Annotated in this window: 13 protein-coding genes; 6 read left to right on the top strand and 7 right to left on the bottom strand. The window is 41.4% G+C overall.

All coding sequences use genetic code 11. The features are described from left to right. Positions 1-435: 435 nt before the first annotated feature. Positions 436-1,992 carry an ATP-binding protein gene (locus tag I2I04_RS12435; RefSeq protein ID WP_195655140.1) on the top strand — a complete coding sequence of 519 codons (1,557 nt, stop codon included), beginning with the start codon at positions 436-438 and terminating at the stop codon, positions 1,990-1,992. Between the two features lie 225 nt (positions 1,993-2,217). Next, positions 2,218-3,774 (top strand): ATP-binding protein, encoded by a 1,557-nt coding sequence (locus I2I04_RS12440; protein ID WP_195655141.1) that lies wholly within the window; start codon positions 2,218-2,220, stop codon positions 3,772-3,774. A gap of 41 nt (positions 3,775-3,815) precedes the next feature. On the opposite strand, the gene I2I04_RS12445 is transcribed toward I2I04_RS12440, so the two are convergent. Together I2I04_RS12445 and I2I04_RS12450 are read right to left on the bottom strand one after the other, a co-directional pair. Next, positions 3,816-5,390: a ribonuclease E/G gene (locus tag I2I04_RS12445; protein WP_143259521.1), complete on the bottom strand. Its 1,575-nt coding sequence runs from the start codon at positions 5,388-5,390 to the stop codon at positions 3,816-3,818. Positions 5,391-5,673: 283 nt separating this feature from the next. Further along, complete coding sequence (locus tag I2I04_RS12450) at positions 5,674-5,949, bottom strand: HU family DNA-binding protein (RefSeq protein WP_004300646.1); 276 nt, start codon at positions 5,947-5,949, stop codon at positions 5,674-5,676. A gap of 211 nt (positions 5,950-6,160) precedes the next feature. On the opposite strand from I2I04_RS12450, the gene mutY reads away from it, so the two are divergent. The 4 genes from mutY (at position 6,161) to I2I04_RS12470 (ending at position 9,951) form a co-directional block, all read left to right on the top strand. Next, positions 6,161-7,207, top strand: a complete 1,047-nt coding sequence (gene mutY, locus I2I04_RS12455; protein WP_195655142.1) for an A/G-specific adenine glycosylase — start codon at positions 6,161-6,163, stop codon at positions 7,205-7,207. A gap of 163 nt (positions 7,208-7,370) precedes the next feature. Next, positions 7,371-7,844, top strand: a complete 474-nt coding sequence (locus I2I04_RS12460; RefSeq protein WP_195655143.1) for a single-stranded DNA-binding protein — start codon at positions 7,371-7,373, stop codon at positions 7,842-7,844. Between the two features lie 78 nt (positions 7,845-7,922). Beyond that, positions 7,923-9,275 carry a gliding motility-associated protein GldE gene (locus I2I04_RS12465; protein WP_143259524.1) on the top strand — a complete coding sequence of 451 codons (1,353 nt, stop codon included), beginning with the start codon at positions 7,923-7,925 and terminating at the stop codon, positions 9,273-9,275. Positions 9,276-9,318: 43 nt separating this feature from the next. Beyond that, the gene (locus I2I04_RS12470; RefSeq protein ID WP_143259525.1) at positions 9,319-9,951 is read left to right on the top strand and encodes a 4'-phosphopantetheinyl transferase family protein; all 633 of its coding nucleotides are present in this window, start codon (positions 9,319-9,321) and stop codon (positions 9,949-9,951) included. 74 nt (positions 9,952-10,025) lie between these two features. On the opposite strand, the gene I2I04_RS12475 is transcribed toward I2I04_RS12470, so the two are convergent. The 5 genes from I2I04_RS12475 to I2I04_RS12495 all read right to left on the bottom strand — a co-directional run bounded on the left by I2I04_RS12475 (position 10,026) and on the right by I2I04_RS12495 (position 15,196). Beyond that, positions 10,026-10,250, bottom strand: coding sequence for a (4Fe-4S)-binding protein (locus I2I04_RS12475; RefSeq protein ID WP_122135864.1), 225 nt, complete (start codon positions 10,248-10,250; stop codon positions 10,026-10,028). Between the two features lie 8 nt (positions 10,251-10,258). Then, complete coding sequence (locus tag I2I04_RS12480) at positions 10,259-10,561, bottom strand: GNAT family N-acetyltransferase (RefSeq protein ID WP_143259526.1); 303 nt, start codon at positions 10,559-10,561, stop codon at positions 10,259-10,261. 231 nt (positions 10,562-10,792) lie between these two features. Next, on the bottom strand, positions 10,793-12,166 hold the full coding sequence (locus I2I04_RS12485) for a tryptophanase (protein WP_143259527.1): 1,374 nt from the start codon (positions 12,164-12,166) through the stop codon (positions 10,793-10,795). 234 nt (positions 12,167-12,400) lie between these two features. Next, positions 12,401-13,186, bottom strand: coding sequence for a DUF4465 domain-containing protein (locus I2I04_RS12490; RefSeq protein ID WP_143259528.1), 786 nt, complete (start codon positions 13,184-13,186; stop codon positions 12,401-12,403). A 36-nt stretch (positions 13,187-13,222) separates the two neighbouring features. After that, on the bottom strand, positions 13,223-15,196 hold the full coding sequence (locus tag I2I04_RS12495; protein ID WP_195655144.1) for a YncE family protein: 1,974 nt from the start codon (positions 15,194-15,196) through the stop codon (positions 13,223-13,225). Positions 15,197-15,212 lie beyond the last annotated feature (16 nt).

A 15,212-nucleotide genomic window follows, 5' to 3' on the forward strand; every position in this document is an offset into this window, starting at 1 on the left:
AAACCCTTCTTCACCTATGTGTGAAAAAGATATTTTTTACCCCAGAACAAAGCGAAGGACACAGCTTGTGAAAGTCCATCCTTCTATCTTTGTTCTTCTATTAGAAAAGGGATGCCTCCCCACATTTCCCACTGGCATCCCTTTTATCTTTACTCTTGGAACGTCTTTTTTTGTTGTACTAGAATCAATTGCTAGTCGCCCATTTCCCTATAGGTAAAGGAGACGTCCCCAAGATACAGAAAGCCCGAGCTTGCGAAAGTCCGGGCTTTTCGTAATTTTGTGCAGTCACCATCCCCTTATTTTATCGTCCCTAAGTTTCCGGGGAAATGTGCAGAATGAATTATTGAAAAGAATCTTTTAACCTGTCATGACAAAGAGTTCTATTAAAAATATATATCTTTGCAAGAAAGGCATTGATTAATAAAAGAAGAGAATATGAGCCATAAAATTTATCCTATCGGTATTCAGAATTTCGAAAGCCTTCGTCAGGATGGCTATTTTTATATTGATAAAACGGCATTGATGTATCAAATGGTAAAAACCGGGCGTTATTACTTCTTGAGTCGTCCGCGCCGTTTCGGAAAGAGTCTGCTCGTCTCCACCTTAGAGGCCTACTTTCAAGGAAAGAAAGAACTGTTTGAAGGGCTGGCTGTAGAAAAACTGGAAAAGGACTGGATAAAATATCCTATACTGCATCTGGACCTTAATATCGAGAAATATGATACATCCGAAAGTCTGGATAATATACTTGATAAATCGCTGACAGCATGGGAAAAACTATATGGTGCCGAGCCGTCCGAACGCTCGTTTTCCTTGCGTTTTGCCGGTATCATAGAGCGTGCCTGTAAGTTGGCGGGGCAACGTGTGGTTATTCTTGTCGATGAATATGACAAACCCATGTTGCAAGCCATCGGTAATGAAGAATTGCAAAAGCAATTTCGGAATACATTAAAGCCTTTTTATGGAGCGCTTAAAACAATGGACGGTTGCATCAAGTTTGCATTCCTGACCGGAGTGACAAAGTTTGGCAAAGTCAGTGTGTTTAGTGACTTGAACAACTTGGATGATATTTCAATGCGAAAAGATTATGTTGAAATCTGTGGGGTCAGCGATCAGGAACTTCATGATACTTTGGATGCCGAGCTTCATGAATTTGCTGATGTTCGAGGTGTGACGTATGATAAACTCTGTGCAGAATTGAAAGAATGTTATGACGGCTATCACTTTACGCACCATTCAATCGGCATGTACAATCCGTTTAGTTTGCTCAATGCTTTTAAGTATAGAGAATTTGGCAGCTATTGGTTTGAAACGGGCACACCGACCTATCTGGTGAAATTGCTGCAAAAACATCATTATAACTTGGAGCGGATGGCGCATGAAGAAACCGACGCCCAAGTATTGAATAGTATAGATTCTGAATCTACTAATCCCATTCCGGTGATTTATCAGAGTGGTTATCTCACTATTAAAGGGTATGATGAACGTTTTGGTATATATCGTTTAGGTTTCCCGAATCGTGAAGTGGAAGAAGGCTTTGTCCGTTTCCTGCTTCCTTATTATGCGAATGTAAATAAGGTAGAGTCTCCGTTTGAAATTCAGAAGTTTGTTCGTGAAGTGGAATCCGGCGATTACAGTTCTTTCTTCCGTCGTTTGCAAAGCTTCTTTGCCGATACCACCTACGAAGTGATTCGCGATCAGGAATTGCATTACGAGAATGTGCTTTTCATCATCTTTAAACTGGTCGGCTTCTATGCCAAAGTGGAATATCATACGAGTGAAGGACGCATCGACCTTGTCTTGCAGACAGACAAATTCATCTATATCATGGAATTTAAACTGAATGGCACGGCAGAAGAGGCTTTACGGCAGATTAACGATAAGCATTACGCTCTTCCTTTCGAGATGGATGAACGGAAGCTCTTTAAAATAGGAGTGAACTTCAGTGCGGAAACTCGCAATATTGAAAAATGGATAGTTGAAGAAAAATAAGTAACATAAAAAGAACTTGTTCGTTCCCCATTTTCTTATTATAGATAAAGAGATGCTTTTCGTTATTTTGTGCAGTCATCATCCCCTTATTTTATCGTCCCTAAGTTTCCGGGAAAATGTGCAGAATGAATTATTGAAAAGAATCTTTTAACCTGCCGTGACAAAGAGTTCTATTAAAAATATATATCTTTGCAAGAAAGGCATTGATTTATAAAAGAAGAGAATATGAGCCATAAAATTTATCCGATCGGTATTCAGAATTTCGAGAAAATTCGTAATGACGGTTATTTCTATATTGATAAGACAGCATTGATGTATCAAATGGTAAAGACGGGAAGTTATTACTTCTTGAGCCGTCCGCGCCGTTTTGGAAAGAGTCTGCTCGTCTCTACCTTAGAGGCCTACTTTCAAGGAAAGAAAGAACTGTTTGAAGGGCTGGCTGTAGAAAAGTTGGAGAAGGACTGGATCAAATATCCTATACTGCATCTGGACCTTAATATCGAGAAATATGATACGCTTGAAAGTCTGGATAATATACTTGACAAATCGTTGACAGCATGGGAAAAACTATATGGTGCCGAGCCGTCCGAACGTTCGCTTTCTTTGCGTTTTGCCGGTATTATAGAGCGCGCCTGTAAGTTGGCAGGACAACGTGTGGTTATTCTTGTCGATGAATATGATAAACCCATGTTGCAAGCCATCGGTAATGAGGAATTGCAGAAGCAATTTCGGAATACATTAAAGCCTTTTTATGGAGCGCTTAAAACAATGGACGGTTGCATCAAGTTTGCGTTTCTGACCGGAGTGACGAAGTTTGGTAAAGTCAGTGTGTTTAGTGACTTGAACAACTTGGATGATATTTCAATGCGGAAAGATTATGTTGAGATCTGTGGTGTCAGCGATCAGGAACTTCATGATACTTTAGATGCCGAGCTTCATGAATTTGCTGATATTCGGGGGGTGACGTATGATAAACTCTGTGCGGAATTGAAAGAATGTTATGACGGTTATCACTTTACGCACAACTCAATCGGCATGTACAATCCGTTCAGTTTGCTCAATGCTTTTAAGTATAGAGAATTTGGCAGCTATTGGTTTGAAACGGGTACGCCTACCTATCTGGTGAAATTGCTGCAAAAACATCATTATGACCTGGAACGGATGGCACATGAAGAAACTGATGCCCAAGTCCTGAATAGTATAGACTCCGAATCGACTAACCCTATTCCGGTGATTTATCAGAGTGGTTACCTCACCATTAAAGGGTATGATGAAGAATTTGGAATGTATCGTTTAGGTTTTCCAAATCGTGAAGTGGAAGAAGGCTTTGTCCGTTTCTTGCTTCCTTATTATGCGAATGTAAATAAGGTAGAATCTCCGTTTGAGATTCAGAAGTTTGTTCGTGAAGTACGTTCCGGAGATTACAACTCTTTCTTCCGTCGTTTGCAAAGTTTCTTTGCAGATACCACCTACGAAGTGATTCGCGACCAGGAATTGCATTACGAGAACGTGCTTTTCATCGTTTTTAAACTGGTCGGCTTCTATGCCAAAGTGGAATATCATACGAGTGAAGGACGCATCGATCTTGTCTTGCAGACAGACAAATTCATCTATATCATGGAATTTAAGCTGAACGGCACGGCAGAAGAGGCATTGCGGCAGATTAACGATAAGCATTACGCTCTTCCTTTCGAGATGGATGAACGGAAGCTCTTTAAGATAGGAGTGAACTTCAGTGCGGAGACCCGCAATATTGAAAAATGGATAGTTGAAGAAAAATAGACAAAAAAGGCGGCTCGTTTTGAACGGGCCGCCTTTTCTGTCTATTTGATTTCGATTTCTTCCTTCATATCGATTTCCTCTCCATGTGTATCATAGAACACATATTGCAGGAATGCGAGTTTCTGACTTGGAATAATCTTGATACCGAATCCGTATTTCATCTGCCACTTCCGTTTCAGGGAAACGAGCCCCTGGTTGATGTAAGCGGCCACATACGGATGGACGTGTAACGAGAATTTCTTAACCTTCAGTTTATTGACCAGGTAATCAATTTTACTCTCCAAAGTGTCCGTAAAGAGAATGGACGACTTGATAGTGCCTTTGCCGAAGCAAGTAGGGCAGGTTTCGGTCGTGTTGACGTCCATTGCCGGACGTACACGTTGGCGTGTAATCTGCATCAGCCCGAATTTGCTGAGCGGCAGAATATTATGCCGTGCCCTGTCTTTCTGCATATTGGCACACATTCGTTCATAAAGCTTCTGACGGTTTTCGGCTTCATTCATGTCGATGAAGTCTACGACAATGATACCACCCATATCTCTTAATCTCAGTTGGCGGGCCAGCTCGTCGGCGGCTCCCAGATTTACTTCGAGTGCGTTACCTTCCTGCCCGTTGGCATTCTTGGTGCGGTTACCGCTGTTCACGTCTACTACGTGAAGCGCCTCAGTGTGCTCAATAATCAGATAGGCACCACTCTTGTAAGAGATAGTTTTACCAAACGACGATTTAATCTGCTTGGTGATACCGAAATTGTCGTAAATGGGAAGTTGACCTTTGTACAGTTTCACGATATTAGCCCGGTCGGGCGCAATCAGTGATACATAGTCTTTAATTTCATTGTACACAGCCTCATCGTTGACGTGGATATTCTCAAAAGAAGGGTTGAAGAGGTCGCGCAACAAACCTACGGCGCGGCTGGTCTCTTCATAAATCAACGTCGGAAACTTGGTGGCTTTCTGCACTTTTACCATCGCATCTTCCCAATGCTTAACCAGGACTCTAAGCTCTCCGTCGAGTTCGGCTACGCGTTTGCCCTCAGCTACTGTGCGGACGATGACACCGAAGTTTTTCGGCTTGATGCTCATCAGCAATTGTTTAAGGCGGGCGCGTTCTTCGCTCGATTTAATTTTTTGTGAAACAGAAACCTTGTCATTAAAAGGGATCAGTACGAGATAGCGTCCGGCAAACGAAATTTCCGACGTCAGTCGCGGTCCCTTAGTGGAGATCGGTTCCTTAACGATTTGCACCACTACTTCTTGTCCTACCTTGAGGGTGTTGGATACGGTTCCATCCTTGTCAAGATCGGGAAGCAGGGTTGCTTTGCTGATGGAGGTCAGCTTCTTTTTGTCGCTTAAAGTCTGCTTTACAAACTTTTCGAGTGAGTTAAATTGAGGACCCAAGTCCAAATAATGAAGGAAAGCATCTTTCTCGTAACCGACGTCTACAAAGCATGCATTCAGTCCGGGCATCAATTTCTTGATACGTCCCAAATACATATTGCCCACAGAGAAAGAAATATTTCTTCCTTCGCTCTGAAGTTCCACCAGACTCTTATCTTCGAGAAGGGCGATGGATACCTCTTTGGGCTGTACGTCAACTACTAGTTCACTTGTCACTGTTTTGTTTCCTTATTATTGATTGAATCTCATTTATATGAACAACATTTTTTACAAATTGTTCATTTTGGGTTAGCTACTTAAACAAAGAACAAACTTGAAAGACATTAGCTTCGCAAGTTTGTTCTTTATTTCTGTGTGATCCAGACTTAAAAATTATTTTTTGCTTTTATGTCTGTTCTTTCTTAGTCTTTTTTTACGCTTGTGCGTAGACATTTTATGTCTTTTTTTCTTTTTTCCGCTTGGCATAGCTTCACATTTTATGGGTTAATACTCTTGTTTATTATTTCTTTACTGAAATTGTAAATGTCTTAGCCGGTTTGAAAGCCGGAATATTGTGCTCCGGAATAATGATCGTAGTATTTTTAGAAATGTTACGAGCAGTCTTTTGCGCTCTTTTCTTTACTACGAAACTACCAAATCCACGCAAGTATACGTTCTCATCGTTAGACAATGAATCCTTTACTGCATCCATAAATGCCTCGACTGTTGTAAGAACTGTCTGCTTATCAATCCCAGTTTTCTTTGTAATCTCGTTTACAATATCTGCTTTAGTCATTTTTCCTTAAAAAAAATATTATTACTATGTTATTGCTAATTTTTTGGACTGCAAATATATAGCTTTTTAAGCTCCTAAAAAAATATATTCTGCACATTTTTCTAAAAAAATAGTGGCATAGAGTTTTCTTAGAACCAAAAGAGTTACTTTTGTGTGCCTTTTGGCTAGGATAGGCAAGATAAATGTTAGATAATACACTAGGAACGAGGATATGAACGAGTTTACTAAAACAATTGTAGAGTGGTATAAAGAGAACAAACGTGAACTGCCCTGGAGGGAATCTGCCGATCCGTATCTGATCTGGATTTCGGAGATTATTCTTCAACAGACGCGGGTGGCGCAGGGGTATGATTATTTTCTTCGTTTTATCAAACGTTTTCCCGATGTGCGAACTTTGGCGGCTGCGGAGGAAGATGAAGTGATGAAATACTGGCAGGGATTGGGATATTATTCACGTGCCCGCAATCTTCATGCCGCCGCCAAAAGCATGAATGGGGTTTTCCCGAAAACGTATCCGGAGGTGCTGGCTCTGAAAGGAGTGGGGGAGTATACAGCGGCAGCGATCTGTTCGTTTGCTTATGGCATGCCTTATGCGGTGGTGGACGGTAATGTGTACCGGGTGCTTTCGCGTTATTTTGGCATCGATACTCCGATTGATTCGACGGAAGGAAAAAAAATCTTTGCAGCATTGGCGGATGAGATGCTGGATAAGAAGCATCCGGCTGTTTATAATCAGGGAATAATGGATTTCGGAGCGGTTCAGTGCACTCCGCAGTCGCCTGATTGTTTGTTCTGTCCGTTGGCGGGCAGTTGCTCGGCACTTTCGAAAGGCTGGGTAACAAAACTTCCGGTGAAGCAACATAAAACAAAGACAACGAACCGTTACTTTAATTATATTTATGTACGTGCGGGCGCGTATACCTTTATAAATAAACGGACGGGCAATGATATTTGGAAAAATCTGTTCGAACTGCCATTGATCGAAACTCCGATGCCTCTTTCGGAAGAAGATTTTTTGACTTTACCGGAATTCCGTGCACTCTTTGCACCGGGGGAAGTACCGGTGGTACGTACGGTTTGCAGAGAAGTAAAGCATGTGTTGTCTCACCGGGTTATTTATGCTAATCTATATGAAGTAACATTATCTGAAAATTTGACTTCTTTCAGTAGCTTCCAAAAAATAAAAGTCGAAGAACTGGAACAATACGCTGTGTCAAAATTGGTGCAAACCCTGTTACAAGCAATGGATAAGCATTGAGTATTAGGTTTTAAGTATTAACCATGCAGTTCATGACGCAGCCTAATACTTGTAAACTTAATACTTGATTTTATACTTAATACTTAAAATTCTTGCATCCTATTGTTATTCTGTTTAATTTTGGCGACAGATTTGATTTAAGAATCATAAACGTGATACAGGTATGTCAGTAAATAAAGTGATATTGTTAGGATACGTAGGACAAGATCCGCGGGTGAAATATTTCGATGCAGGTTCGGCTGTGGCAACATTTTCGTTGGCTACGACAGAACGTGGATATACTTTGGCTAATGGAACCCAGATTCCCGACAGAACAGAATGGCACAATATCGTTGCATCCAACCGCTGGGCGGAAATTGTGGATAAGTATGTACACAAAGGAGAAAGGTTGTATCTGGAAGGAAAGATAAGAACCCGTTCTTACAGTGACCAGTCTGGTGCTATGCGTTATATCACCGAAATTTATGTGGACTATATGGAAATGCTGTCTTCGAAAGGAGCCAATCCGGGTGCGGGAGCTTCTGCTTCCGGACAACCGGCTATGGGGCAACAGCAGCAACCGGTTGCCGGTCAGCCGCAACAGGCGCAGCAGGCACAGCCTATACAAGATAATCCGGCAGATGATTTGCCGTTCTAGGATAATGTGATAGTGTGCCAATCGGTTTTCGCGAGCTTCTTGGCACATTATCTTTTGTTTAATTAAAATATAGACTCTTTGGACTCAGATGGTTATTTAAGCCAATTGGCTGACATTTTCAACGGTATTACCGTAAACACTCCTTCTATCTCTGCTATTATTGCCATAGTACTGGCAGGTATACTCCTGCTTGCTTCCGGCTTTGCTTCGGCTTCCGAAATAGCATTTTTCTCACTTACTCCTTCCGACCGGAATGATATTGATGAACATAATCATCCTTCCGATGAAAAAATAAGTGCCCTGTTAGGGGATTCAGAACGCCTCCTGGCAACGATATTGATTACAAACAACTTTGTGAATGTGACCATTATCATGCTCTGCAACTTCTTCTTTATGAATGTATTTGTTTTTCATTCTCCGTTGGCAGAGTTCCTGATACTGACTGTCATCTTGACTTTTCTGTTATTATTGTTCGGTGAAATCATGCCGAAAATCTATTCGGCACAGAAGACATTGGCTTTTTGCCGTTTCTCGGCACCGGGGATTTACTTTCTGGAAAAGCTGTTTCGTCCGATAGCTACTGTGCTTGTACATTCAACTATTTTTTTAAATAAGCATTTTGTAAAGAAGAGCCACAATATTTCTGTCGATGAACTGTCGCACGCATTGGAGCTGACAGATAAAGCGGAGCTTTCTGAAGAGAATAATATTTTGGAGGGTATTATCCGTTTCGGCGGTGAAACTGTGAAGGAGGTGATGACATCACGTCTGGATATGGTTGATCTGGATATCCGTACCTCTTTCAAGGAGGTGATGCAATGTATCATTGAAAATGCTTATTCGCGTATTCCTATCTATTCCGGTTCGCGGGATAATATCAAGGGGGTATTGTATATTAAAGACCTGTTGCCTCATGTCAGCAAGGGGGATAATTTCCGTTGGCAGTCATTGATCCGTCCGGCTTATTTTGTGCCGGAAACAAAGATGATTGATGATCTGTTGCGCGATTTCCAGGCGAACAAGATTCATATTGCCATTGTTGTGGATGAGTTTGGAGGAACTTCCGGACTGGTGACAATGGAGGATATTATCGAAGAGATTGTGGGGGAGATTCACGATGAATATGATGATGAAGAACGTACATACGTTGTCTTGAATGACCATACCTGGATATTTGAAGCGAAGACGCAGTTGACGGATTTCTATAAGATTGCGAAAGTAGACGAAGACGAGTTTGAAAAGGTGGTAGGAGATGCGGATACATTGGCGGGTATGTTGCTCGAAATTAAAGGAGAATTCCCGGCATTGCATGAGAAAGTGACTTATCACCATTATGAGTTTGAAGTGCTCGAAATGGACAGTCGTCGTATCTTGAAAGTGAAATTTACAATTCTGCCGAAGGATATGGAAGGCTCGGAAGAGAAAGAATAATCTTGGAATAATAGTTTTGAGAGCATAATCAAGCAAATGTAAGATGGCGTTATTTCTGCAATATAAGACGGATGATATACAGTGGGCTGTCTGGAAGATGGAAGAGTCTTTGGAGGTTCTATTGGCTCTCTTGCCGGATGCGCGCAGAGTTTTCTGTGAACAGGAATTGAATCGCTTTGTCTCCGAACGCCGTAAGATGGAATGGGTGTCTGTTCGTGTTTTGTTGTATTCTATGTTGCAGGAGGATAAGGAAATCGGTTATTCTCCCGAAGGAAAACCTTATCTGACGGACCATTCTTTTTTTATCAGTATTTCTCATACGAAAGGTTATGTGGCGGTAATGCTTGCTTCTTTGACTCCGGCGGGCATTGATATTGAGCAATATGCTCAACGGGTTCATAAGGTAGCCGATCGGTATATCCGTTCTGATGAGCAAGCGGAACCTTATCAGGGAGACGTGACCTGGGGACTGTTATTGCATTGGTCGGCAAAGGAAGCCGTTTTTAAACGGATGGAAAACGCGGACGCTGATCTTCGTAAACTCCGATTGACGCATTTTATTCCTCAAGAGGAGGGAACATTTCAGGTTCAGGAGTTGGCGACGGAGCGGCAGGTACTTTACTCTGTGGGTTATCGTATCTGTCCGGATTTTGTATTGACGTGGACATTGAGTTGAATGTCACTTCACTTTAGGACGTCCTCATTATTTTATGAACCCACGGTTTTCGGACGACCTCTATTACTGTTGGTTTACTTCTCTTTTTTGTTAAGTCGGTAGCTCAATGCTCCTGACGGACATTTACTGATTTGTGCAATTAATTCTTCCGTTGTCGCATTTTCTATTTGCACCCAGGGTCTTTCTTTAGGATGATAAACATTGGGTAACATCTTTACACATATTCCGGCGTGCTGGCATAATTCCGGCTGCCATACAATGGTTAGTTCACCATTGGTGTATTCTATTTTCTTTCCCATATCCGTATTTATTTAATATGAATACCACGCATTACAATTCGCTTCCACTCCGGATATTTGTGAATATATCCGGCTACAAACGGGCAAAGCGGTACCAGACGTAAACCTTGTCGTTCAATGTCTGTCAGCACTTTTTCTGCAAGTTGTGAGCCTACTCCCTTGCCGCCTAATGAGGCGGGTACTTCCGTATGTACAAGGTATATTTCTCCATTGTTTGATTTGATATAGTCTATTTCGGCTATTTTACCATCGATCTGAAATTCATACCGATGTTTATCTTCGTTGTCTATTAATTTATAATCTTCTGCCATAATTTAGCGTATTAAGTTCGATTATAACATAAACACGTTTGGAACACTTTTGTTTTATGCGAACAATTATTCTTGTTAATGGAGAAAGTATTGCCTGTTCATACCGACTGTTCCGATTCCTTTCTGTTTTTAATGAGATAATTTATTTAGTGCAATAATAATTTTATTTAGTTCACTGGTTGATCGGAACAATCACTTCCTCAACTGATGTTTATTATTACTTTTCTAAATTTATAATCTTTCTAATTGAACTGTGAAATGTCTCATTAAAGGTGCTTCCCAAGCGATGCGCACTCCATGGGTTATGCTTTCTCTGCGTTCATATACGTTTTTGAGAGCGGCAGCTATTACGTTCATATGATTGTCTGTATATACTCTGCGGGGAATGGCGAGGCGGAGTAAATCAAGACCGTTAAAACGATTTTCATGGGTCACCGGATCGCGGTCGGCAAGGATATAACCGATCTCGCATCCACGGATGCCGGCTTCCAGATAAAGTTCTATGGTCAGCGTCTGTGCCGGGAATTCTTCTTTGGGAACGTGTGACAGTACTTTAGGCGCATCAATGAAGATGGCGTGGCCTCCGGCCGGTCGTTGGTAAGGAATTCCGTATTCATCCAGTTTCTTTGCCAGGTATTCCACTTGTTTGATACGTGTTTCGAGATTGTCGAATTCGGTGTTTTCATCCAGGCCGATGGCAAGGGCGTTCATATCTCGTCCGTTCATTCCTCCATAGGTGAGATAGCCTTCGTATTGTACGCAGAAACCTTTTGCGCCTTCGTACCAGTCTGCACGTCGTGTGGCAATAAATCCACCCATATTGACGATTCCATCTTTCTTGGCACTCATTGTCATACCATCGGCTAGAGAGAACATTTCCCGTGTGATTTCTTTGATGGTTTTGTCTTGATAACCTTCTTCGCGCATCTTGATGAAATAGGCGTTTTCGGCAAAGCGTGCAGAGTCGAAAAGTACAGGTTTGCCGTATTTGTCAGCGATGGCACGTACTTCATGCAGGTTTTGCATGGACACAGGTTGTCCTCCGGCTGTATTGTTGGTGATGGTTACGATGATAAAAGGAATTCGTTCTGCATATTCTGTCAGGGCTTTCTGCAATTTATCAGGGTCTACATTTCCTTTGAACGGGATTTCCAGTTGAGTTTGTTTGGCAGCGTCGATGGTACAGTCTAATGCGATGGCATGACGTCCTTCGATGTGCCCTTTGGTGGTATCAAAGTGTGAGTTGCCAGGTACAATGTCTCCTTCATGCACGAGATAAGAGAAAAGCACGTTTTCTGCGGCACGTCCTTGATGGGTAGGTATGATATATTCGAATCCTGTCAGTTTCGTAATCATCTCTTTCAACTTAAAGAAGGAGGTTGCTCCGGCGTAGCTTTCATCGCCTAGCATCATTCCCGCCCATTGACGGTCGCTCATCGCTCCGGTTCCGGAATCGGTGATGAGATCGATATAAACTTGTTCTGACTTGAGTTGAAAGACATTATAATGTGCTTCTTTAATCCATTGCTCGCGTTCTTCACGTGTGCTTTTCCGGATGGGTTCTACCATCTTTATTTTCCATGATTCAGCAAAAGGTAATTCCATTGTCGTAGATTTAATAGTTTTGAACGACGAATATAGCTAAAATTTGTGTGATTAGCAAATGTATAGTATCTTTTTGTTAGTGAAAGTTATTGGAATTACTTCTCTATGGGCTGGTAATATACCAAAATGTAGTGGGTAGATAGAAAGAGAGCCGGATTTCTTAAAAGAATATCCGGCTCTTTAAAATTATGCGGTCGATTGATGTCAATCCCGATCAAGCAAACAGTTGGTTATTTAGTCTTCGATAGTAATACCGTCAAGACAGAAATAGGTTGGGGTCATTGCACCCCACTGGTTTTCTTTGGTAGTCTTGATATTGAATTTCAATCCCTCAGTTTCGCCTAATGAAGTTAGGTCTACCCATTTCCATGTAGTTACAAATTGGGTTCCTTCACCTAAAGTGCACTCTACACTTTGAGTTTTATCCATATTATAGATGATGATTTTGAAAGAATCTGTATTTCCAAATTTATCTTTTCCTTCGAATATAGAACTACCTTCCTTCATACTATTGTAAGCATAGACACAGTTTGTTAAATATAGTCCTTTTACTCTATAGGATTCCAATTTGTTCGAGTTGTCGTGGTCTCTGAAACGGATTGCGGCTTCTTTATCAGAATTTTCTCCAATTTTATATCCGGCAGCTCCCACGATAACGTATGTATTATTGATTACTCCTTTTTTAGTGATAGCGCGATAATCATAAGTTGCGAAGTCTGGGCAATCTTTTTCTGTACAATTTGTAAATGCAAAACTATCTGAATAGAAACCGTATGTTGAAGATACACAGTCAAATTCAAAGATTCCACTAGCGTCTGTTAATAGATTATATTTGTAGTTAGTTGTCCCCCAGTCGCTACTAACAGACCATGAATCATCCGGATTTTCTTGATCGCCCATATCAAGTGTATGAGTTTCGTAATTGGGCAGGCTAAGCACGTATGTTTTTGTATCGTCATCATCGCTACAGCCACAAAATACAAATACTGATAACAGTAATAATAAAGATAATTTCTTCATGTTCTTTTCTGATTTTAGTTATTAATTAATTATTGATTATTTCTTGAAATGTAAGTTCTCGATCGTTGTGACTTCGGTTGATATTTCACCCATTTGTCCTGCATCCTGATTGACTGCGGTCATAATCTTCACGAAGTCGATTTGATCCAAGTCTGCCGGACTGCCATTGCTATCCACAGCCCAATCTATCTTGAAATTACTTCCTTCCTTGCTGTTAGGATGGTTGTCTGCATATCCCCACGGATAGCAATATCCTACCCATAATCCATTCTCCAAAACGGCATTATCTTTTAGACGTGTTCCCTGAAATGTGATTTCATCACTTTCTATCCAAAGTGGATAATATGATTCTTGGTTATGGAAGCTGTTACGGAAGATATATCCTTCGTTGCCTTGATTGTCTTTCCAAAAAACTTTTAGGTTGGCAGGATTCGGACGGTGATAGGTTATTTCATATCCGCGTGTTTCTGTGTCTTTCCCGTATTCGCTTCCTTTCAATTCATACCACTCATCATCAGGCTTTCCATTACCATTTACATCTTTGGATACAAATACGATCCCCGGTTCGGCACTTCCGCCCAATGCTCCTGTTCCGGTTTTGGAGTTATAATAAGCATTGCCTTTTATCTTGAAGTCATATTCTCCTGTTACATTCGGAATGGGTTGTGGGAATCCTAAAACAATGTAACCGCCGAATCCTCCCAATGTAAGGAGTGATTTTTGCTGGATTCTGCGGGTTGCTTCTTCTAGTATATCATCATAAGTAAAGCCCTCCTTATATGCTGAAGTGGTAGTGTTGATAAACTGTCCGGGAGCTGGGCGATATTCCCATACTTTATTGGCGAAAGCCAGAGGGTTTTCTTTCTCATCATCGTTGTCATCAATATCGCTTTGTGAGGCTTTGTCACTGAATGCGATTGTATTCGGGTTAAGTCCGATGTTGTTCAGACGGAACAGGAGTTGTCCTTGTTGGTTGAAACAAAGTAGGTCACCGTAAGTGGTGTAATCACGGGCTTCGGTGATATATACATTGTTGCTGTAAGGGTTGATATTGATACCGTAAGGTGTCTTTATTACAGTTCCATCGGTTATGAAATTCTCACGGATTGTTTCTTCTGTTTTCAGATTGAACATCTTGATAGAAGAAGTCTGTGTGGTATAGTTGTAATTGTATAGGTAGGCTATGTCTCCGTCGATGGCGAAGTTTTGCACTTTCTCGTTAGATTGAGTAACCTTGTTTGTCCGGCAATCTATCTTGACGAAGTTATAATCGCCGGCTTCTACATCTTCGCCACGGGTGGCTACATAAACGGTTTCGTCCGGACCTGCTGCTATTTTACCGGGATTCGGGCCTACTGTTAGTTTCCTACTTTCTTTAAATGTGGCAATATCGACAACAGATACCGTGTTGTCTACACCCAATCCTGATGAATAGTCCAATCCGCCGGAATTGGAAATATATAACTTTTCGTTTTGTACACAAATACCGTCGGGGTTGCGTCCCACTGATGTGATAGCTTCTATGGATAGGGAGGTGGTGTCTATGCGTGCAACGGTTCCATCGTATGAACATACGTATGCCTTTTCTTTGTGAAAAGCGATGTAGCGTGGCTGACGGGAACTTCCGTTTTCTGCCAACATCTGAATCTGTTTCAATGAGCTTCCCGTACGAAAGTCTATCACTTCTATCGTACTGGAGATATTGACTATCACATATATCTTGCTTCCATAAATAGCCATATCGTTGGCTGTATCTCCTAATCCCCGATGGTTGACTGCTTTGAAATAGTCACGAACCATTTGCTGGTTGCCGAAAGAAAAACGTGCCAGCGAGCTATTGTTCTGATTGAACAGTCCTTCGCATAATACATATAATTCGGCGGTACCCGTTTCTGTCGGATCGCCTATAATGCCTGATGTGAAGGGCTTGTCCTCCATATCATCACATGCCACAAATAAGATTATGAATGACAGCCAGCACGAGAATATATATATTAGTTTCCTTTTCACGTCAATATCTTACCTT

The sequence above is a fragment of the Bacteroides sp. 1001136B_160425_E2 genome (genome assembly GCF_015559655.1).
GTDB classification, from domain to species: Bacteria; Bacteroidota; Bacteroidia; order Bacteroidales; family Bacteroidaceae; genus Bacteroides; species Bacteroides luhongzhouii.

What these genes read in the sequence shown, in the direction of transcription:
- I2I04_RS12435 (WP_195655140.1), top strand. Translation starts at nt 436, where the DNA reads ATGAGCCATAAAATTTATCCTATCGGTATTCAGAATTTCGAAAGCCTT.
- I2I04_RS12440 (WP_195655141.1), top strand. Translation starts at nt 2,218, where the DNA reads ATGAGCCATAAAATTTATCCGATCGGTATTCAGAATTTCGAGAAAATT.
- I2I04_RS12450 (WP_004300646.1), bottom strand. Translation starts at nt 5,949, where the DNA reads ATGACTAAAGCAGATATTGTAAACGAGATTACAAAGAAAACTGGGATT.
- mutY (WP_195655142.1), top strand. Translation starts at nt 6,161, where the DNA reads ATGAACGAGTTTACTAAAACAATTGTAGAGTGGTATAAAGAGAACAAA.
- I2I04_RS12460 (WP_195655143.1), top strand. Translation starts at nt 7,371, where the DNA reads ATGTCAGTAAATAAAGTGATATTGTTAGGATACGTAGGACAAGATCCG.
- I2I04_RS12470 (WP_143259525.1), top strand. Translation starts at nt 9,319, where the DNA reads ATGGCGTTATTTCTGCAATATAAGACGGATGATATACAGTGGGCTGTC.
- I2I04_RS12475 (WP_122135864.1), bottom strand. Translation starts at nt 10,250, where the DNA reads ATGGGAAAGAAAATAGAATACACCAATGGTGAACTAACCATTGTATGG.
- I2I04_RS12480 (WP_143259526.1), bottom strand. Translation starts at nt 10,561, where the DNA reads ATGGCAGAAGATTATAAATTAATAGACAACGAAGATAAACATCGGTAT.
- I2I04_RS12485 (WP_143259527.1), bottom strand. Translation starts at nt 12,166, where the DNA reads ATGGAATTACCTTTTGCTGAATCATGGAAAATAAAGATGGTAGAACCC.
- I2I04_RS12490 (WP_143259528.1), bottom strand. Translation starts at nt 13,186, where the DNA reads ATGAAGAAATTATCTTTATTATTACTGTTATCAGTATTTGTATTTTGT.